This is a genomic window from Paenibacillus sp. FSL H7-0714 (assembly GCF_038003765.1).
Classification (GTDB): Bacteria; Bacillota; Bacilli; order Paenibacillales; family Paenibacillaceae; genus Paenibacillus_AQ.
The window spans coordinates 5,361,056-5,382,033 of the sequence record NZ_JBBOPT010000001.1 but is presented as its reverse complement, the minus strand read 5'-3'; the positions used below and the strand labels follow the sequence as shown (position 1 = coordinate 5,382,033).

Here is a 20,978-nt window from a genome sequence, read left to right as displayed (position 1 = left end):
GTTGCCAAATTAATGGATACGGTAAATGTGAATAAAACTACACAGCAGACTAGGGGGAATTTATGTGGATATAAAACTTGAACAGCTTACTGGGCATGAAAAAAAATCAAGAGTGGGAAAGATCAACATTTCTGTCGGGGAATCAGTTTCAGTGGGCCAGACCTTATTGCAATTGGAGAGTAAAAAGGGCAATTCCCCTTTTAATTCAAAATATAAATGCGTTATAAATGAGATTCTGGTTGAAGAAGGACAAGAAATTGAGTTAGGCCAGTGTTTATTTAAAGTTACTGCTGAAAATGCAGGAAAAGAAAAACCTAAGCTGGATTATTTTGGAGGAATGATTTACGGTAAAAAGGAGCAGTTGCAAGCAGACCTGTTAATTATTGGGGCGGGACCAGGGGGGTATGTGTCGGCCATCTATGCTGCTAAACGTGGAATTAAAACGGTTATTGTAGAAAAATTGTCTATGGGTGGAACCTGCCTTAATGTAGGTTGTATTCCGACCAAGGCTTTGATTAAATCCTCGGAGGTCTTTCATAATATAATGAAGGCCGAAGATTTTGGCATTACGGTTAAAGATATTCAGCTTGATATGGCTAAAGTAATTGATAAGAAGGATGAGATCAAGAATACATTGGTTTCAGGGATAGATTACTTGCTTTCAAAAAATAATGTGAGAATTATCAGAGGTAGCGCATCCTTTGTAAATGACAAACAGGTTCTTGTCAAGAATGGAAAAGATGAGTATACCATAGAAGCGACGGATACCATTATTGCAACAGGTTCAAAAATTGCCAATATTAATTTACCGGGGATAGATCATGATTTTGTTCTAAACAGTACATCGGCCCTTAAACATAAGGAGAATATAAGTTCTATCACCATTATTGGCGGTGGTGTAATAGGCATGGAGTTTGCCTTCATCTATTCCAATTTTGGAATTCAAGTAAATGTCATTGAGTTTTGTGATAGGCTTTTGACCATGGTGGATGCGGAAGTCTCAGCAGAAATAAAAGAAATAGCTATGGACAGAGGGATTGGAGTCTACACTGGAGCTAAGGTTACAAGAATTGAAAAAGACCAGAGTGGCAAGGCTATTGTTATATTTGAAATGGACAATGCTGAAAAATTTATCACCAGCGAAAAAGTCTTGGTTGCTATTGGAAGAACGCCAAATATAGATGATCTGGAAATAGAAAAGGCGGGTATTGCTTTAAATGAAAAAGGCAAAGGCATATCTGTTAATGAATACCTCCAAACGTCTGCAGAACATATATATGCTATCGGGGATGTAACAAATCGTATTCAGTTGGCGCATGTAGCCTCTCATGAAGGAATAGCAGCTGTGGACCATATTTTAGGGACGCCTTCTCATGTAGACTATGGTATGGTGCCCAATGTAATATTTACATCGCCAGAAATTGCGTCTGTAGGTTTAACAGAAGAGCAGGCTGTGCTTAAAAATATGGACATATCGATTAGCAAGTTTCCTTTTCAGGCTAACGGAAAGGCGTTAACAATGAGAGAGGAAAAGGGCTTCATCAAATTAATTAAAGATTTGTCCAGTGGAAAAATAGTGGGTGCTTCCATTATTGGGCCGGAGGCTTCTGCACTAATAAGCACACTCACAATAATGATGAACAGCAATATCACTGAGGAAGAAATAATACACACTATATTTGCTCATCCTACTACTGGGGAAGCCATTCACGAGGCTGTTTTAGGTTTTAGCATAGGAGCACTCCACTTCGATGAATAAAATTGTCCTTTCCCAAGAGAATGATCCCTATTTTAATTTGGCCTTGGAAGAGGAGCTGTTGAGAAACGCCTGCCACGACGAAGTTGCGTTATATCTATGGCAAAATGATAAGACTGTAGTGATCGGCAGAAATCAAAACCCATACACCGAATGCGACATCGAACAATTAAAGAGTAATGAAGTGAGTCTGGCCAGAAGAATTTCGGGCGGGGGCGCCGTATATCACGACTTGGGGAATCTGAACTTCACCTTTATTTTCAAAAAGGAGCAGGAAAACCTCGAAAAGCAATTAGAGGTCATTAAAGGTGCCGTTGAGAGCTTTGGATTAGAGGTAGCGTTATCTGGTAGAAACGATATAACTTATCAGGGGAAAAAGTTTTCTGGGCATGCTTTTTACGCAGAAGAAGAAAACGGATTTCATCATGGAACATTAATGGTGGAGGTCAACCTGGAGCAGTTGGAGAGAATATTAAAACCGTCAAAATTAAAGCTGGAAGCAAAAGGAATAAGCTCTGTAAAAAGTAGAGTCATCAATCTGAAGGAACTGAATAATGACATATCTGTTGCCAGCTTGACGGAAGCGTTAATAAAAAGCTTCAAGAATGTTTACGGCAACGTTGCTGCTCCGGTGAGATATAGTAAAATGACATATACACCTTTACTTATGGAAAAATATTTTGATAACAAATGGATTTACGGAGAGAGCCCTAAATACAATGTTATTGTAGAAAGAAGTACGCCTTCAGGCAATATTCAGGCTTTTTTTAACGTGGAGCATGGAGTTGTAAAATTTTTGAAAATTTATTCTGACAGCTTAGCTATTTTGAATTTCGAAGAGTTTGAAAATAAATTCATAAATATAGATTTCCATCAAATCATGGAAAAAAATCTTCTTGAAGAAATTTTTCGGGATTTGTATGAGAATAGTTTTATATAAATTTGGCGGCGCTGATACGCTTTGATGCGATTGTGCCGTCCTTCGCCTAAAAAATTAATCATATAAAGCTTCAGTACATTTCCACCCGGGGTGGCGGAACAGGCAGACGCACAGGATTTAAAATCCTGCGGTACGTGAGTACCATACGGGTTCGCCCCCCGTCCTCGGCATCTCAGTGAAAACCTTGAGAAATCAAGGTTTTTTTGTTTTTTGGATTAGTTTCAAAAGAGATTTTTATTTAGAACAATTATTAAGCGCACAGGATTTACGCCTTAAATTATGGAGTTTTGTCATGAAAGGTACCCAACTTACTAGCAAGTTCCTCTTCCCCGGTTAAGACCTCGACCATGATGCCCGCCCCCAAGCGAAATCCATACTTGAAAATAGATGTTAACTCCATGCCATGAGTTTGAGCATATAAGTCTAATAACGCTTCCAACTCGTCGAACTCCTCCTCTGAAAGTCGCTCCTTCCAAATCTCTATGATTTCAGATATTTAGCGCCATTTGAAACAATATTTTTTTAAAATTTCTTGCCAACGCATTAGATAATCAGAATGAGAGGCGACTTAATTGACAAAGAAGAGATGGCTAACTATTTTTATGTTGTTTATAGTCTTATTATCGGGTTGTGAAAAAAACAACTCAGATACTTTAAGTGATACACCAACAGCTAAGGATGAAGAGTATAAACTGATGATTACTAATAACAGTTCGTTGGATTTAAAAAGCGTAGTTGTTACTGTTGATGAAAAAGATACCATCCAAATGGACTCTTTGATCGATAGTAATATTAAGCTTGGAGAAGTTGCAAAGTTCCAGATGAAAAATGGAAAACATGTATTTAAGGTTACACTCAATCGAAAAAAAATTACTCAGTAAGTAGAGAATTCACCAAAATTATTGTCATCAATAACTTAGTCTCTTCTGAACAGAACACTAACATAAACGATATAGTCATTAATCTTTCAGATTTTCTAGAGGGTATGACAGGAGAGCTCCTTGTTAAGAATCCGATAGATTACTTGTTCAACTCTACTTTTGATTTAACAGGCATCGAAGATCAAATCGTTGCCCTATATGCCAAAAAAAACGCCATCCTTTCCTATAATTCTACAGAAAGAATAACGTCTTTTTTTGCTTTATGGGTAGTGTAAAACCTTAGCTTGATAGCGATGGGTAGCGTCAGGAAAATACGGTTATCCTGACGCTACCCCGTATACAAGTTAAGTTACAAACAACTAATTTGAACTTAATGCATTATTGACAGTTGCGCTGTCCACGATTTGAATAAATTTTTTAACCTTATCATTCTCATCAAATTCATATAGATGGCAAAAGTCTGCTATAAATGATTTTCCTGTTGCTTTATACGTCCCACTATATTTTCCGTAGACGATAACAGTGTGATTATTAAACGCATAGATTTCATCTTTTGCAGAATAGCCATCCCATTCGGTTCCAAGGCGTTCATGTACGTTTTTCACTACTTCATCTGGACCTACATAAGTACCCGCATAAGGAAATCCAGCAGCTTCTGTCCAAGATACATTATCACTTAAATACATTTTGAAGGCATCCAATTTTCCTTCACCGGTTAATACATACGTTTCATGTAATAATTTTTGGTATATATTCATAACATTACCCCCAAGGAATTTCTTTCGTTACAACTTTTGCACTTAATTCTAATACGCCTTTATTTGCATAGCCTGGATATGCTGCTTCAAGCTTTGCAACAAAATCCGTAGAAGTTTTACTTTCTTCAGAAGCTTTAATTGCAGTTTTTAGATAATTGATAGTTGCAATAAGTGCTTGATTATCTAAGGATTTTTCAATTGAACCATGGCTTGGTACGATTATGTTAGCATTTAACCCTTGTAACACTTTCAAGTTCTCAATCCAAGCTTCCATTGCTTCTTTTGAGCTAGTATCTGCTATGAAAACATGTATTTCGTTGAATATATCAATGCCACCAATCAATAATTTCAATTCTCTGTTAAATAAGCTAGTTCTGTAATTATCTAAACCTACAAGTTCAAATGTTAAACCTTGAAAGTCAATAGTTTTTTCTGCAAATACTTGAGGAAATACAACATTACTTGGTGCGTTTTCTCCAAGTGCATCTTTCCAGACTTTTAATTTACCTAAGACAGAATGAACAATATGTTCAACAGTAGATTCTGTGGCATACGCAATGGCTTCTGGATACGCTGCTTTAATACTTTCTAACCCAAAGTAGTAGTCCGGATCTCCATGAATAATAAAAATTTTATCTAAATATAAGTTATTTTTATTTAGGTAATCAACAATTTCTTTCGAATCGGATTGAGTGAATTTCGCATTTATTAAGAATGCATGTCCTGCTTTTTCAACTAAGGTTGCAGTCACCATAAAACTATTTTCTTCAGAACTAAATATCGTCAATTTCACATCATTTTGATTCATTTCGAATGTTTTAAACATAGAATTTTATCTCCTTTTTGGTGAAATTATTTAATAATATAACAATCTTTAAAACGTGCTTCAATTTTATCCGACGTCATTACTCCGCCACCAATAGGAATTAATTGGTTATCCTTGTGTAGAAGTAAAGAGGGATAGCTATTTATACCAAGTTGTTGAACCGTGTTGAAATCATTTTGAACATCTATTATAGTTTCTTGAGATTTTAGTCGCTCTAGTACTTGTTCAGGATCCAAATGATGATCAATAGCTATCTTACGATATGTTTCAGGGTCACTCAGACTTTTTCCATTATAATAAAACGCTTTTTGCATGGCAGAAGTAAATTCTAACAAACGGTTCGGTGCTAATGAACGTAAAGCTGAAAAGCCAATTGCAGCATCTTTTGAATTCATTGTAAAAGTACCTTCTGACAACAAAGCCTGATATGAAGGACCAAATTCTGCACCAGTAAGTTTATTAATTCTTTTATTACCTTCTGATATATATGAGAATTTTTTTATTGGCAGATTATCTAAAAATAATCCTCCGGATAAAACAGTTAACGGAATTTCAGGGTGATTTTTGTAAAAACCTCTAATACTTTCTGAAAATCCATAGCACCATCCACAATATGCATCCCATACATATATAAGGGTGTCTTGTTTTGTCTCCATTAAAAACGCCTACCTTTATTTTTTTATTATTAACCAATCTCGCTGTTACTTAGAAATTCTCAGCTAACTTTTTAGAGCGTAGAATTGCATCTTCTTTAATCTATTGTGCTTTTTCAGGCGCCCTATTATGCCCTTCAACATCGATTGCTTCAAAAGAAGGGACGCAAAAAAAAATCATCATTACCAAAAGATGGCGATGCTCCATTTCTAGTTCTTCAGCTGGACCTTCAGAGTAGAAAGCACCATGTACTTGAATATGCAGTGCTTTTTTATCTGTAACAGGTACTGTTACTACTAGTTGTAACCATTGTAGTTACAACTAGAATGAAAGTCAATTCTTATTGACGAAAAAATTAACTTCCTATTATTGGGCTCAATCTAAAAATTAGTGGTTGATATGTTCAACTCAATAAACGGTGTCGATTGCATTCAATTAAAATGCCCGCCATATAACAACCACGATTGCGTGTGAAGTAGTGCCGGCGTTGGTAAGCTTTGATACGATTATGTCGTCCTTCTACGGTTGCACTCGTCCAACGGCAATGATGGTAGTTCACGATCTCATCCTGCCAATTACGCATGGTTTTCAAGGTGCTTCGCACGGCGCTTTCATACACAAAGGGTAGTAACGCAAAGCGTCTGCCCTTCATTTTGCTAACATTTTTGTTAACATGGCTACATATACAAATTTCTGAACGCAGAAAGTACAGAACACAAAAAAGTGCCGTCAACCCGCGTGGTTAAAGGATTTGTGTTCGTGCTTTCCGTGGTGTAGAAAAGGGGCTATAAAGGTTGTTTCAGGACTTAAAATCCTGTGGTACGTGAGTACCGTACGGGTTCGACCCCCTTCCTCGGCATCACTAAAAACAAGGGTTTCAGCTCATTTGAGCTGGAACCCTTGTTTGTTTTTTAAGCGGGGTTACTGGCATTTTGCTAACGCCGGTTCATTCTGGTTTTATAACGGCAGCCTCCTTTACTGAATTTCCGTCAAAGGAGCCGGATGCCAACAATATGCAATGTTCCCTTTTCGTACTCGTTTCTTTCGGTTTCCGCAAAAGGGCGTGTACAAAGATTTGAATTCATCAGATCCAATGAAAGCGCATATTTATAAGGGTTACCAGGTTAGATACAGTCCGGATGAAAGCATAATAACCATCGTATTATCAAGCGCAAACTTGAGCGGAGTCAGATATGATGTTTTCAATTCAAACAACAACTCTGTTTTGAATGGTCTCATTTCCATAGCCGGAAAAGCAGCAGTTGCATGCGCTGGGGTAATAAAAGGAGGCAGTTATGCAGGATTTTGCAATGTCGATGTTATGGTTATGGATTTGCTATTTTATAGTGACTATTGTTGGAGTTTTACATACCGTATTTAATATTTATGCGTTAAAAATGAGTCCAATGGACGAAAAAGGTATGGGGGAGGGATATGAAAAAACAAAGCCTTGGCATCCTCTTTATAATGTCATTCTGTTTTCTATCTTTGGTTGGCTATATATGCGGGGGTTATCTGTACCCAACCTTGAAGAAGCTCTTATTACAGGGGCGATATGGGCCGGAGTTTGCATTATAATTGATGTTTTGGGCTGGGTGATCATTAAGCATCCTTGGAGTCTTTCTTTCAAAGAATTCTATATTCATTATCAGCCATGGATTACACTTATATATTTGGTTATTTTTATGGGTCCTGTAATCGGATATTTGTTCGTTTAATTAAATTTCATATGGAGCATGAGGGCATGGCATTGAAATCGGGCGGTCATTGATTTCTGTTTTGCATGCTACACTTGTTCGAGTCATTGAATCGTATACAATTGTTCAGGCACATGAGAAGGCTCTTAACTTTCTCATGTGTTTGTTTTTATTTGGCAGACCTGATCTCATCTTGCAAAGTTATAGTGCTTCCAAGGGCGATGGCTTCATCGACCGCGAATGACAATCTGATGTCTGTTAAGGCATCCGCTAATGAGTATGCTGAAATTCCCGTGTGCAGGAAGCTGGACATATTCAATAAGGCTTGTCCTATCCCAATCTCTTCATCAGAAAGGGGAGAGGGATGAAACGGGTTCTGAAATAGACTAAGCTGTCCTGCACGCAATTCATGCAAGGAGAGACTTTCCAGACTGCCTTCCTGTCCGCCTTGAATCCGACTAATGTTCATATACTCGGTCTCTTCGGTTCCCAGGCGACGGATAATCTCATTATCGCGAATTTCCCCATGTGATCCGCGGATGAGTACCCGGTTGGTACGGAGGGACGAGAAATATTGGGAGCGAGTGAAGTCAAGCACAGCGCTTTTGCCGGAGGGAAACACCATAATTGCGATATCCTGCTGCTCTGTCTTCAGGTCATCTTCGGCCTCCCTCCCCCTATAAGAGAAGTCCATGATTGGAACCTCTAGCCGGCGAGCTGTGATTTCACATGCTGTGCCAGTGATCGAGAGCCATTTACGGATCAGGCTGATTCCATGATAACCATGTGCAACAGAGACTTGAACATGACCTACCTTGCCCAAATGTCCGGTTTGAATATAGGCGGTTCTTGCCTGATGGTGAGGCAACAGCGGATATTGCTCGGCTATTTGAATCAGAGGGAACTCAATGGCGCTGGATCGAAGCAGTTCATATTCAGCTGGCGTAGAGGCGGTGGGTGTTTCGGCCAACACAGGTACTTGCAGCGCTGCAAGCTCCAACAGCAGTGAGGCGGCAGCGGTCTTGGACACCGCAAGGACCACAAAATCGCTCTCGGCCGCAAGACGTTCTATCGAGCTGTATACGGTCAGTTTCCATTTGTCGATCTGTTGCTGGTATTTGGCAGGGTTGCGGATCAATACACCAGTTACCTGAAATTGCTGCGGAAGCAGGTGAGCCAACTTAAGATACATTTCCGCCCGCCAGCCGCTTCCGATTATTCCAAAACGAATAGGTCTGTTCATCTTTAAAGTACACCTCTAATGGTTGATTAGTATGTAAACACCTTCGTAGCACAGGCATCAGTTGTCTCTTATTATTGTATATAAAAAAATGATAGAGTACATAGGATTATGTATAATGTGAAACTATTACTTTTTGTTGTCTTTAGCTAAGCTATCTTATGCATTTACATACAAAGGAGCGATTATCCAATAGCCGGATGATCGCTCCTTTGTATAATCCACTTATAAAATTTCAATCAATGACCCATTCCGTGATTGTTAACGGTGTAAATTGTGGAACCCGAATCGACAGCGGAAGCACTTGCAGAGGCGATCATCAAGCTTGAACTAATTAAGACTACGACTGTAAGCAAGAACATTTTCTTTTTCATTAGTTAACTCCCTCTCTATTATAGTTTCCATTATGTTGTGATGCACTTGGAGCTGTGATTGATTAGCATAGTCTCTAAGGATCTCAAATAATGCCGCTGCTTTCTTAAAGCCTGTATCATCTTTCAGCTTAATACTTAATAGTAAGGTTTCCAGAATTGTGTTTATCGCATCGCACATATTCTCCTGTTTGTAGTGGTACATCGCCAGCAAGAATTTGTAATCCACAAAATATCTTATACTCTCTTGAGTTCCTCGTGCTCCTATGTCGTTAGCATTTATTTCGAATTCTCTCAGAATCCAATCTACGGAATAGGTATATTTTATCGAGGATTCCAAGATGGTAATTAGTCCCGGTAGTAGCTCTTCCTCAGCACTGTTTCTAATAAATTCAACATACTCCTTTAGGACTCCTGTCTTGCCTTCCAAAAGGTCGAGCACGTAGGTATTGGCTTTTGCAATATTACAGTAGTATTTGACTTCATTAATTCCTTCATCATCTAGTCCTTTGATCCAGCCCAATTCAGCATATTTTTGAATACACATTCTAGCCTCAGGATACTTACCGAGCTTTTGCAGTGCGATTCCTTTTGAACATAAGCTAAATCCAAAATAATAGGGAATACTCCGCTTCAGGTTTTGTTCTCTCAATGTGTCACTGCTTGTCTCATATATGAATGCAATCTGGGTAATCAATCTATCTGCAATTTCAATCATAGCACCCCAATTTTCCAATGAAAAAGATGCCTTAAGCATACTAGTTAAGAAATCAGCATTTAATCCATCCAAATCCAACTTCAATGCGATCTTCCTTTCTTCTGTATATCATTCATCTGTTATAGCTATGTCGTTTGTATCTCTAGACTATTCTTTATTTTACCAATAAAGTAAGTGATTTTCATCACTGGAACGAGGAAACAAGAGTTTGTTTTGTGATTGTCCAAATATAACTAAGGTACAGTGTTTTCACTAAGTTCCATAGAATCGAGGGAATTATGTTTGTTAGGCTGTTTATTTGCCCCTCTATTTAGGGGTTATTTGTACGTAAAATACCGAAATGTACCTATCTTGGAAATCCATATTCAATTATGATCTTTCCGAAAGAAAGCGCTATCAAAGTAATTTTGACCACATTTCCTGAGGGGGTAAGGATGATTTGAAGCGAATGGGAAAAAGATTGGGTATGAGTCTGCTAGTATTCATTATTGCAGCAGCACAGTTCGGTTTTACAGGAATGAAAGGCAATGTTGCGCAAGCGGCGGAAAAGAGTATGGCTCAAAAGCCGTATATGGGCTGGAGCAGTTACAGTATGCAAGTGTATGATGGGGCAGGAAACTGGACATCGGCGGAGAGCGTTAAGAAGCAATCGGATGCGATGCTTGAGAAGCTGCAAGCCCATGGATATGAATATATTAATATTGATGCGGGCTGGAATGGCGATATGGATGAATACGGGAGACCTATTCCTAGTGAAGTCCTTTATCCGAACGGATTTCAGGAGGTCATTGACTATGTTCATAATAATGGACAAAAGATTGGGATCTATCTGATCCCGGGGGTATCTATCGATGCATATAATCGAAATCTTGAGGTGTATGGGACAGGCGGCGAATGTCGTATTCAGGATATTACGGCCAAGCCGCTTACCATTATGGATTATTGGAATTCCTACACCTATAAAATTGATTTCACGAATCCCTGTGCCCAGAAGTATGTGGATTCCATTGCAGATATGCTTGGTGAGTGGGGGATCGATTTCGTCAAATTCGACAGCGTAACCCCTGGGTCGGGGATTGACAACTTGAGCCGGGATGCACGCGGCGATGTAGAAGCATGGTCCAAGGCTTTGGATAGAAATAACATCTGGTTTGAGCTATCCTGGGCGCTCGACCACAATTACGTAGAATTCTGGAAAAAATATGCTAACGGTTGGCGAATTGATTGGGATGTTGAATCTTATGACGGCAGTGGGTTGACAGCATGGCCGAGTATTTCCCGATTATTCCCCAAAGCAGCACTTTGGTGGCGGGATGCAGGCCCTGGCGGTTGGAACGACTTCGATTCTCTGAACGTTGGTAACGGCTCCATGGATGGTCTGACCAAGGACGAGCGAAAGACCGCGATGACGTTCTGGTCCATTTCTTCCGTGCCGCTCTATACAGGGAATGACATGACACGGCTGGACAGTTATGGACTAGAACTGCTTACCAATGATGAGGTTATTGCCGTAAACCAAGCCGGACGTCCTGGTCATCCGGTATCGATGGATACCCAGCAGCAGGTATGGTATGCCAATAATGGAGATGGGACTTACAGCGTTGCTTTGTTCAATCTGGGTAGTCGGGGTGCGGAGGTTAAAGTCAAATGGAGTGATCTTGGCCTTGATGGTCCGGCTTCAGTGCGCGACCTATGGAGCCATTCCGAGCTGGGAACCTTTGAGAAGGAATTCAGCGGTGGCATCCTTGAACCCCATGCCTCTCGCATGCTTAAAGTAACCGCGCTAAGCGGCACATCAGCTGTCAATAACGATGATACAGGGATGCGCTACAGCGGAGATTGGAAGCGAAATGGAGGCAAGGAGCTGTTAGAGGGGAAGCAGGATCTGAGCATTACAATTAAGGATTCCTCGGCTGCTGCTACCAGTACTCCTCAAGAGGATGCTCTTAACTCTGGGGCTGACCCTGCTGCGGATTCAGCTTCGGCAAGCAATACCACTGTTACGGATGTGGTTTACATTAATGATAATGACAGCGGCATTAAATACAACGGCACATGGCAGGTAAGCTCATCCCGAGAACATGGAGATTATAATGGCGATGTGCATTATACCGAGAAAGACGGTGATTCTTTTGAGTACACCTTTACGGGAACGGGCATTGAGCTGCTGACGGAAAAGCATGAATCGCAAGGAGAAATGATTGTTACATTAGACGATGGGGTTGCACAGACTGTAAATGCGTATACAAGTGGACCGAGAGAGGTACAACAATCTCTTTATAGTGTATCAGGACTTTCTAACGGCCCTCACACGCTTAAGGTAAGCAAGGGATCGGGAAATTATATGCTGCTCGACGCGCTGAGAGTGACAACAGAAAGTCCGGCTGGGGGTCAGAACAGTTCTATCACTCCGACTTCCGCTGGTTTTGATAAAGCAACGGAACAACAGAAGGATGTCACAGTCACGCTTAATCTGCATGGTAATACGCTGAGTGGTATTGAGAATAATGGAGTGGCACTCCGCGAAGAAGATTATACGGTGACTAATGACAAATTGACCATTAAGAAGGAATATCTTGCACAGCAATCTGCTGGCATAACAAGTCTTAACATCATCTTTAACGCCGGTGATCCACAGACGCTAGCGGTACACATTAGCGATTCTACAGGCATCCGTTATGTGATGGTTAATAATGACGATCCGGGAATCAAATATAACGGTACTTGGTCCCGCAGTAGTGGAAGAGGAATGGGCGACTACAATGACGATGTGCAGTATGCGGAGCAGAATGGTGATTCTTTTGAATATACCTTCAGAGGAACAGGGATTCAACTGTTCACTGAGGTAGACGAATCACAAGGGGATATGGATATATATGTAGACGATCAATTCAAGGGCACGGTAAGCGCTTATCGAAACGGGCGATTGTCACAGCAGATTCTGTACAGTATCTCTGGGCTTACAGATGGACAACACACACTCAAGGCTGTGAAAAAATCAGGCAGATTCATGCTGCTTGACATGCTCAAGGTAGAGATTCCGAATATGATTAATCCGGTCGCAGCGAGCTTTGATAAATCGCCTTCTGCTCAGGAGGACATTGAGATTACACTTCTACAACAGCCGGAAAGCTTTATTGGCATTACGAATGGATCATATCATCTGGTTCCTGGGACCGATTATACGGTAGCTGGTGACCGTGTTAAACTGAACAAATCTTATCTCGCATCACAACCAGTGGGAAAGCTGAACCTCAGCTTTACTATTGGTGGCGATTATCTTAATGATGTGCATTCAACGACAGTGGACGGCGATTCTTTTGAATATACCTTTAAGGGCACTGGAATCCGCTTGATCACACCTACGGGTCCAGATCAAGGTGAAGTAGATATTTATGTGGACGGACAATGGATTCAGACTGTGAATGCTTATAGTCAGAGTCGACTGACACAACAGGAGATTTATAGTATTTCTGGATTGGCAAGCGGCTTACACACACTTAAAGCTGTGAAGAAATCAGGTAATCTCATGCTGACAGATCGATTGAAATTCACAGTCCCAACCAGTGATGGCGGAACAACGAACCCTACAGAACCTCCAACACCAACGCCGACGGCAACACCTACACCGACTGATGCAGGGGGTCCGTCTATCCCAGCTCAGCCTTCATCCACACCTACCCTGACTCCGACGACAACGCCAACTCCGGCATCTGGAACTGATGGGAAGGATGATTCCGAGACGATGCGACATTCGGCGTATATCAACGGATATCCGGGAGGCTTCTTTAAACCCGATGCTCCCATTACCCGTGCTGAGATGGCAACCATCCTAGCGAAGGTTGCTGAGAAAGAGGCCACTGGATCAGGCGTAACATTCAGTGATTTTCCCTCCAGCTATTGGGGGGCAGATGCTATTGCCAAAGTAGCTAAGATGGGACTAATGAACGGTTATATTGATGGTACTTTTAAGCCTAATCAACCATTGACGCGTGCAGAAATGGCTAGTTTAACAGCCATGCTGAGCCCGAATTCTACAACATCGGGTCGCGGCTTCTCTGACATCACCGGTCACTGGGCACAGGCAGCGATAAAGAAAGCCCAAGATATAGGCATAATGAATGGCTACAGTGACGGAACTTTCCGCCCGAATTCCAAGCTTACTCGTGCGGAAGCCGTTACAGCTATCAACAGAGTTTTGGGCAGGGGCCCACTTATTGGTGTCACGCAGCCAGGGTGGAACGATGTTCCAGTCTCCCACTGGGCATTCGGTGATATTGAGGAGGCATCGACCGACCATATCTCGAAGCCTAGTACACAAGGCGGAGAACAGTGGACAGAATAAGTTGAGCGATGAATGAACGGAGGGGCCTTCTTTGGCCCCTTTTTTCTGAATGATATGAGATGAGAAAAAGAAGGGGGGATGAGCATGAATATTCTAATTACCGGAGCAAGTGGATTTATCGGAACGGCTCTAGCCAAGTATTTGGCAGATAAACATACAGTGATTTGTCTGTCACGCCAAGCTCCGGAAGGGGCTTTTGCGTATGTTCAGGGTTCTTTTGATTCGGCGGAGGATTTGAGCAGGCTGGACTCGTATGATATTCAGGCGGTGATTCATCTTGCCGCAGTTACTGGCGGCTCTACTGAGGAGGAAAGCCTTGCTGTTAATGTGCTGGGAACAAGGAGATTGTACCGATATCTGCTTGACCACGGTTGCCAAAAGTTCATCACAGCGAGCTCCATTGCCGTGGTGGGTGGACTCACTGAGGATTTTATTCCGCTTGAGCTGCCTATCCCAGATGATCATCCCTGTTTGGCAGCGGATGTCTATGGGCTAAGCAAAGCTATGGTCGAGGAGTTGACCCGGTATTTTCATCGCAATCATAAAGATACCGACTTTATCAATCTTCGCTTTGGAGCTGTAGCCTCCCCAGGCTGGATTCCTCCTGTCTTGAAGACAGGATCCAAGCCAACGCTCCCGTTCATCACACTGGGGCATGTCCATGCTGAGGATGTGGTGGAGGGAATTACTGCGGCACTGCAATCTCCACTTAAGCCGGGGGTAAGAACTCTCAATCTGGTTGGGCCGGATGCTAGCAGCAATTTGCCAGTGGCTGAGCTCCTTACCCCGTTGGTGGGGAATGATTATAATTTGGATTATTATCATTTTTCCGGTCAAGAATATAAGCCTTTGTATGCTATGGATCGTTTCAAGGAGGAATTCGGTTTTGTGCCTTCACGTTCTACCCGCCATACGATGGGTACAACTTAGGAGGGGTAACACACTGGAAAGATAAAAAAATTCGGATGGTGAATAAAAAGCAGTGATAACGGCGTATATCGCTGCTTTTTATCCAATTCTGAAAGTTTTAACACCTGTAAAATTGGATTTGCACACTTGACTATTAAGTAAAATGTTTTAATCTATGGTAATGATAGCGCTATCGAAATGATATTAGGGGAGGGGTCACTACGCTTAAATATTCCAATATCTTTCGTAAATTCTTAATCTCCTATGTAGTCATTTTGGTCATTCCCAGCATTGGCGGATATATGTCCTATCTGACTTCGATTTCTGTGACAGAGTCTATCTCTATTGAGAACGGAGTCACCCAGCTCCAGAAAAGTCAGGAAATATTGGAGCGCCGCATGGCGGAAGTAGAAGGGTTTACCAGGCAATTGGCAGTCAACCAGGAGCTAAACGTTCTGATGAATGAAAGAGACAATGAGACGAACGTGTATGGCATTTGGAGAACGATGCGGAATGTCCTGACTTTCGGTCAGACGAATGATTTTTTGCAAAACTATTATATTTACCTCGCCAATTATAATCTTATTCTAACCCCAGGTTCTTCTTACCGACCGGAACATTACTACTCTAATTTCAACTATAAGGATCTTTCACTACAGGATTGGACCAAAGAAGTGCTTGAGAAAACCCACCGCAGTGAAATCAAGCCACTCAGTGACTATGTTAGCAGGGGCATGCAAACCTCCGTTATTACCTATATGCAGTCACTCCCTCTGGATAGTTTCAACGATTCCTCACCAGCTGTCGCGGTAGTGATCATAGACGAGAAAATCATTTCTAGTCTGTTATCTGGTCTAACTGAGCGATACGGAGGCTGGGTTCATATCAGCGATGCTGAAGGAAATACGATTGTCCTGCAGGGAAGTGATGAGCAGAAAATGGCCCATATGACCGCTGATTCCGATTTTGATAAAAACAAGGTTAGTCAGTTCTATGAAGACGATCTAGTGATCACGACTCGTTCCGATTCGAACGGCTGGGTATACCAGACAGGAATTCCCCGGCATATTTTGATGGAGAATGCTAACAAGATCAAGCAAATGTCCATACAAATTACGGGAGGAACATTACTCATCGGCTTGGTAGTTGGACTAATATTAGCTTACCGTAACAGCGCTCCAATCAACCATATGCTTAGCGTCATGAAGGAGCAATTTGGCAAGGAAGAGGCCTCCGCCAAGAATGAATTTGACTTTTTAAGCGGAAATATTGCCAATATGATCACCAAGAATAAGTTGCTGGAAACCGAACTTAATCGTCAGCTTCCGTTGGTCAGGGATGCATTTCTGAAGCGGTTATTAGCGGGTGAATTCAAAACGCATGATGAGATTCTCACTGCCGCTGAGCAGGTGGGGATTAACTTGAAACAGAACACTGGATATGTTGGAATTGTTCAGATTAACGGCTATGCCGGTATGGACAGCGTTGAAATTCTCAATGAGCTGAATGCTTCCCGTTTGCTGCTGAAGCAGTCCCTATCGGATCTCGGAGTGGATGTACTAATGACGGATATGGGCTCTGACAAAGTGGTAACTTTGTTTTTCTCCAAGGAAGAAGAGACCGACAAAGCGTATGAGGCAGAGAATATCACTAACATTCTGGAGAATTTGGCGCAGTACGTTTTTAATGAGTACCGTATTACTACTCAGGCGGGCTTCGGTGATCTTTTTACAGAAATAACGGAGGTTAGCCTTTCCTTTGACCAAGCCAAACAAGCTCTGGAATATGCCGTCTACATGAATAAAAAAGGAATTGTATGGAGTAGCGAAGCCCAAAATGAGAATACGACCTACTATTATCCACTGGATACAGAGCAACGTCTGATCAGTACCATTCGGGCTGGAGAGCTAGAAGAGGCTAAACGGATTGTCCGTGCGATTGTTGCCCAGAACATGGAACAGCGTGAATTATCCATGGAAATGAAGCAACAGCTTGTTGGTGAAATAAAAGGGACGTTTCTTAAGCTTCTGGATCAAAAGGCTTTTACAGAATACCCGGACATCGAGAGTGTGAAGCGGAGGGTCATAGACATTGGTTCATCGGAACGACTCGAAATGATTCAGACCGAATTTTTTGTCATTATGGAAGAACTGTGCGGACTTATTGCAAATAAAAAGAAGGATGTTCATATTCAGATTATTAAGCAGATCAAGGAATATACCGTAGAGAATTATTCGGATACAGAGCTGAGTCTGTACCGGGTAGCTGAACAGGTGGAACGGCCTGAAAAATACATTTCTCAATTGTTTAAAGAGGTTACCGGTGTCAATTTCTCTGATCATCTGATAAAAGTGAGAATGGATCAGGCTGTGATTTTGCTCAAAGATAGTCGGTATACGGTCGATGAGATTGCTATGCGGGTGGGCTATAACAGTTCACATTCTTTCAGACGGGCCTTCAAGCGGTTAATCGGCGTTTCACCGAGCGCTTATAGACAGTCTATTGATGAATAAACAGTTGTTTGGTGAAAATTAAGTATTAGACTGATTCATTAAAAGAAGCAGCGGCGGACCAAGACTTGATAAATAAAGTCTTAGACTGCCGCTGTTGTCGTTCAACTAACGTTTCCCGATAGCTTTGAGGATCGCCGACGGTCTATGGATCACCGATCTCTGATCTCCGATATACGTGTCTACTTTACTTTATTTAATAAGCTTGTCACCATTCTGCTCAATGTCCCTTGATCGACGAAAGGAGCAAGACTTGCCAGCAGATCTGGGCTAAGATGTTCAGCTTCGACTCCACCAATCAACTTCTCGAGATTCTCCCTGTCCAGAAAAGGTGTGAGGCTTATGATCTGGTCCGCATCGATAGTGCCGTCTGCAACCCGGTCTACCAAGCGGTTTAATGTTTCTCTGCTAATAAAGGGTGCCAGCCCTTGAACGGAATGCCAGCTCAAGCTGCTCTCTTCTGCTTGTTGTACCAAGCGATCTACATGTTCTCTTTCCAGAAATGGGGCAATCCCAACAAGATTGTGCACTTCTAAGGAACCGTCAATCGATTTATCTACCAGTCGACTTAATGTGTCGCTGCTGACGAACGGAGCGAGTCCAGTAATGGTATTCCACACAATTTCGCCCTCTTCTGCCTGACGAACCAGTTCATCCAATGTACCTGTTCCAAGGAACGGAGCCAGCTTCATGATCACGTCTAACTTAAGGACGCTGCTGTCTAATCGTTCTGTAACCTTATGCAGAGCGCTTGCTTTTACAAACGGCGCTACTTCTACAAGCTCCTCCAGCTCCGCCTCTCCGGTATTGACCATCTCTGCAACTTGTTCCGGCCTGTTCTCTGCGATCTCCTCAACGATCGTTCCTAGGTGCGGGTGCTCCCGAATTTCTGTATTGTCTCCTGCATTTAAAATGTCGTCTACCGTTTTGCCGAATAATCTCGCAAACTTCGGAAGCGTTCCGATATCCGGTAGCGAGTCGCCCCGTTCCCATTTCGATACCGCTTGATGACTTACATTCAGTTGATCGGCAAGTTCCAATTGGGTCAAATCCTGGTCTTTGCGAAGCTTCGAAATATAAGCTCCAATTTTACGCAAGTCGAGCATTGTATACCTCCAATAAAACAAAATGTACAGTGCGCACTGTCAAAAACAGCATAGCATTTCTGCAAACGCAATCCTATCAAGCGTTGGTTGAATTGTCTCATGCGCTTTATTCAACTGCCGGTAGAATTGTCCAGATTGAAAATCTCCAGAGAGGGTCCTGATTCCGGAAAAATGGCCGTTCTACAGCTATTTTGTTCTCCCTGAATAGGGTTATTTGTACGCTGAAATGCCCAAGTGTACCTTTTCTTTGGGGATAAAAGTCAATTATGATCAACTCGTAGAAAGCGCTATCATAAACTACTGGCGGTTGCTTAGGGGGGATTGTTCTGGAGAAAGAAATAGTATTACATCACAAGTCGTTACCGAAGCGTAAGGGCTCTGTATTTTTACAAAATGCTCGTAGAAGTATGAAAAAGCACTGGCAGCTACATTTGCTCGTGATTCCACCTCTGTTATTTTTCCTCATTTTTAAGTATTATCCAATGCTGAATGCGGTTCTAGCCTTCAAGGACTACAACGTGATTAAAGGAATATGGGGAAGTCCATGGGTTGGATTTCATAATTTTCGATTATTTTTTGATAATCCACAGTTTTGGACGCTGCTCAAGAACACCATCATGCTTAGTGGTTACCTGCTGCTGGCGGGATTTCCAATTCCGATTATCCTTGCGCTCATGATTAATGAATTGCGCGGGGGAAGGTTCAAAAAGTTCGTCCAGCTGGTCTCATTTGCGCCTTATTTCATCTCGACGGTTGTCATGGTGTCCATTATTATGCTATTTATGGCACCTCGTCTTGGATTTGCGAACATCGCTCTCAACTTCTTCGGTTTGGAGTCGATCAATTTCCTTGGAGAACCGGGAATGTTTCGTTCGATTTATGTCTGGTCTGATATTTGGCAGACTGCGGGCTACAGTGCCGTTATCTATTTAGCAGCGCTTGCCGGTATAGATCCTACGCTTTATGAGGCAGCCAAAGTCGATGGCGCTTCACGCTTTCAAAAAATTCGTTATATTGATCTGCCAGGTATTGTGCCTACCATCGTCATCATCCTGATTTTGAATGTTGGGAATGTCATGGCTATTGGCTTTGAGAAGGTCTATCTTCTGCAGAACCCGCTCAATCTGGCGAATTCCGAGATCATTGCCACTTATGTCTACCGGGTCGGTTTGCTGAACGCCAATTATAGCTTTGCAACTGCGGTTGGTCTATTCAACTCGGTAATCAACCTTATTTTGTTGCTTACGGTGAATGGCTTGGCTAAACGCATCACAAACAACAGCATCTGGTAGGAAAGGAGCAACCACATGGCAGCAGTTCAACAAAAAATTAAAGAATCAACTGGCGATAAGCTATTTCTGACCACTATTTATATTCTACTCAGCCTCGTGGTCATCGCGGTGATTTATCCGCTAATTTTTATCATCAGCAGCTCGATTAGCAGTCCAGCAGCCGTTACCTCCGGTCGAGTCTGGTTATGGCCTGTAGATATTTCCTTCAAAGGTTTCAAGGTTCTGCTAAATACACCTGAGATCATTACAGGCTACGGCAACTCCATTTTTTATACAGCCGCAGGGACGTTCATTAGTGTTGTGCTTACGATCATGATCGCGTACCCTTTATCACGCAGAGGTTTCTTCGGACGCAACACTTTGATGATGATCATCACCTTTACGATGATTTTCAGTGGCGGGCTGATTCCGACCTATATGGTCGTGAAGGAACTCCATTTGATTGATACCCGCTGGGCACTGCTGATACCAAACGCGATTTGGGTATGGCAGGTCATTATTGCCCGGTCATTCTTTCAATCCTCCATTCCGGAGGAGCTGCTGGAAGCCAGCGAAATCGATGGTTGCAGTGATATGCGGTTTGTCTGGAGCGTTGTCATTCCATTATCGAAGCCCATTATCGCGGTGTTAGTCCTTATGTATGCGGTAGGACAGTGGAATGCATACTTTGACGCTTTGATTTATTTGAAATCAGCGAATTTGTTCCCGCTTCAGCTTGTCTTACGAAGCATCATCATCCAGAACAACAGTGCAGGTACAATGGATGCGATGAAAATGGTGGAGCGGCAGCAGCTTGCTGAGCTACTCAAATATGCACTTATAGTTATCGCTACTCTGCCTGTACTTGTTATCTATCCGTTTGTTCAGCGTTATTTTGTCCAAGGAATGCTGGTCGGTTCAGTTAAAGGTTAATTCACAGCTTTCAAAATCTGGAGAGGGGGAGAGGCACGCAGTAAAATGACAGAAAGATATCGT

18 protein-coding genes, 1 tRNA gene and 2 pseudogenes are annotated in these 20,978 nt (G+C 42.1%); 11 read left to right on the top strand and 10 right to left on the bottom strand.

Translation table 11 applies throughout. The features are described from left to right. The first annotated feature begins 64 nt into the window (after positions 1-64). The 3 genes from lpdA (at position 65) to NST34_RS24035 (ending at position 2,866) form a co-directional block, all read left to right on the top strand. Complete coding sequence (gene lpdA / locus NST34_RS24045; RefSeq protein ID WP_341052369.1) at positions 65-1,759, top strand: dihydrolipoyl dehydrogenase; 1,695 nt, start codon at positions 65-67, stop codon at positions 1,757-1,759. Next, positions 1,752-2,696: a lipoate--protein ligase gene (locus NST34_RS24040; protein WP_076284732.1), complete on the top strand. Its 945-nt coding sequence runs from the start codon at positions 1,752-1,754 to the stop codon at positions 2,694-2,696. Before lpdA ends, NST34_RS24040 begins: the two co-directional genes overlap by 8 nt. An 85-nt stretch (positions 2,697-2,781) precedes the next feature. After that, positions 2,782-2,866: transfer RNA gene (locus tag NST34_RS24035), tRNA-Leu, on the top strand. A 107-nt stretch (positions 2,867-2,973) separates the two neighbouring features. On the opposite strand, the gene NST34_RS24030 is transcribed toward NST34_RS24035, so the two are convergent. Beyond that, a complete protein-coding gene (locus NST34_RS24030; protein ID WP_341129588.1) occupies positions 2,974-3,180 on the bottom strand; it encodes a DUF6809 family protein in 207 nt (68 codons plus the stop codon). Between the two features lie 88 nt (positions 3,181-3,268). Between NST34_RS24030 and NST34_RS24025 the strand changes: the two genes are divergently transcribed. Both NST34_RS24025 and NST34_RS24020 read left to right on the top strand, forming a co-directional pair. After that, positions 3,269-3,577, top strand: a complete 309-nt coding sequence (locus NST34_RS24025; RefSeq protein WP_341052373.1) for a hypothetical protein — start codon at positions 3,269-3,271, stop codon at positions 3,575-3,577. Between the two features lie 104 nt (positions 3,578-3,681). Further along, positions 3,682-3,852, top strand: coding sequence for a hypothetical protein (locus NST34_RS24020; RefSeq protein WP_341128895.1), 171 nt, complete (start codon positions 3,682-3,684; stop codon positions 3,850-3,852). An 84-nt stretch (positions 3,853-3,936) separates the two neighbouring features. Here NST34_RS24020 and NST34_RS24015 read toward each other — a convergent pair whose 3' ends face one another. The 6 genes and pseudogenes from NST34_RS24015 to NST34_RS23990 all read right to left on the bottom strand — a co-directional run bounded on the left by NST34_RS24015 (position 3,937) and on the right by NST34_RS23990 (position 7,054). Beyond that, positions 3,937-4,335 carry a nuclear transport factor 2 family protein gene (locus tag NST34_RS24015; protein WP_076284730.1) on the bottom strand — a complete coding sequence of 133 codons (399 nt, stop codon included), beginning with the start codon at positions 4,333-4,335 and terminating at the stop codon, positions 3,937-3,939. 4 nt (positions 4,336-4,339) lie between these two features. Then, the gene (locus tag NST34_RS24010; RefSeq protein WP_341059830.1) at positions 4,340-5,161 is read right to left on the bottom strand and encodes a cytoplasmic protein; all 822 of its coding nucleotides are present in this window, start codon (positions 5,159-5,161) and stop codon (positions 4,340-4,342) included. A gap of 26 nt (positions 5,162-5,187) precedes the next feature. After that, positions 5,188-5,817, bottom strand: coding sequence for a DsbA family protein (locus NST34_RS24005; RefSeq protein ID WP_076284728.1), 630 nt, complete (start codon positions 5,815-5,817; stop codon positions 5,188-5,190). Positions 5,818-5,917: 100 nt separating this feature from the next. After that, a pseudogene (locus NST34_RS24000) lies at positions 5,918-6,097 on the bottom strand (FMN-dependent NADH-azoreductase); the annotation flags it as partial. A gap of 121 nt (positions 6,098-6,218) precedes the next feature. Beyond that, positions 6,219-6,422: pseudogene (locus tag NST34_RS23995) on the bottom strand (transposase); the annotation flags it as partial. A gap of 509 nt (positions 6,423-6,931) precedes the next feature. Then, positions 6,932-7,054: a hypothetical protein gene (locus tag NST34_RS23990; RefSeq protein ID WP_341128894.1), complete on the bottom strand. Its 123-nt coding sequence runs from the start codon at positions 7,052-7,054 to the stop codon at positions 6,932-6,934. A 56-nt stretch (positions 7,055-7,110) separates the two neighbouring features. Between NST34_RS23990 and NST34_RS23985 the strand changes: the two genes are divergently transcribed. Further along, positions 7,111-7,533 (top strand): hypothetical protein, encoded by a 423-nt coding sequence (locus NST34_RS23985; RefSeq protein WP_339797843.1) that lies wholly within the window; start codon positions 7,111-7,113, stop codon positions 7,531-7,533. A gap of 148 nt (positions 7,534-7,681) precedes the next feature. Here NST34_RS23985 and NST34_RS23980 read toward each other — a convergent pair whose 3' ends face one another. Next, positions 7,682-8,755, bottom strand: a complete 1,074-nt coding sequence (locus NST34_RS23980; RefSeq protein WP_341128893.1) for a Gfo/Idh/MocA family oxidoreductase — start codon at positions 8,753-8,755, stop codon at positions 7,682-7,684. 327 nt (positions 8,756-9,082) lie between these two features. Next, entirely contained in the window at positions 9,083-9,913 is an 831-nt protein-coding gene (locus tag NST34_RS23975) for a DNA-binding protein (RefSeq protein WP_341128892.1), read from the bottom strand. A gap of 376 nt (positions 9,914-10,289) precedes the next feature. Here NST34_RS23975 and NST34_RS23970 point away from each other — a divergent pair, with 376 nt between their 5' ends. From NST34_RS23970 to NST34_RS23960, 3 genes are all read left to right on the top strand, one after another. Continuing rightward, positions 10,290-14,186, top strand: a complete 3,897-nt coding sequence (locus tag NST34_RS23970) for a X2-like carbohydrate binding domain-containing protein (protein ID WP_341129587.1) — start codon at positions 10,290-10,292, stop codon at positions 14,184-14,186. Between the two features lie 84 nt (positions 14,187-14,270). Then, complete coding sequence (locus NST34_RS23965; protein ID WP_341128891.1) at positions 14,271-15,116, top strand: NAD-dependent epimerase/dehydratase family protein; 846 nt, start codon at positions 14,271-14,273, stop codon at positions 15,114-15,116. Between the two features lie 281 nt (positions 15,117-15,397). After that, positions 15,398-17,608, top strand: coding sequence for a helix-turn-helix domain-containing protein (locus NST34_RS23960; RefSeq protein WP_341128890.1), 2,211 nt, complete (start codon positions 15,398-15,400; stop codon positions 17,606-17,608). A gap of 179 nt (positions 17,609-17,787) precedes the next feature. Here NST34_RS23960 and NST34_RS23955 read toward each other — a convergent pair whose 3' ends face one another. Beyond that, positions 17,788-18,711, bottom strand: a complete 924-nt coding sequence (locus tag NST34_RS23955) for a helix-turn-helix transcriptional regulator (RefSeq protein ID WP_341128889.1) — start codon at positions 18,709-18,711, stop codon at positions 17,788-17,790. 407 nt (positions 18,712-19,118) lie between these two features. Between NST34_RS23955 and NST34_RS23950 the strand changes: the two genes are divergently transcribed. Beyond that, positions 19,119-20,003, top strand: a complete 885-nt coding sequence (locus NST34_RS23950; protein WP_143759569.1) for an ABC transporter permease — start codon at positions 19,119-19,121, stop codon at positions 20,001-20,003. A 15-nt stretch (positions 20,004-20,018) separates the two neighbouring features. Continuing rightward, entirely contained in the window at positions 20,019-20,915 is an 897-nt protein-coding gene (locus NST34_RS23945; RefSeq protein WP_042190759.1) for a carbohydrate ABC transporter permease, read from the top strand. Positions 20,916-20,978: the final 63 nt, after the last annotated feature.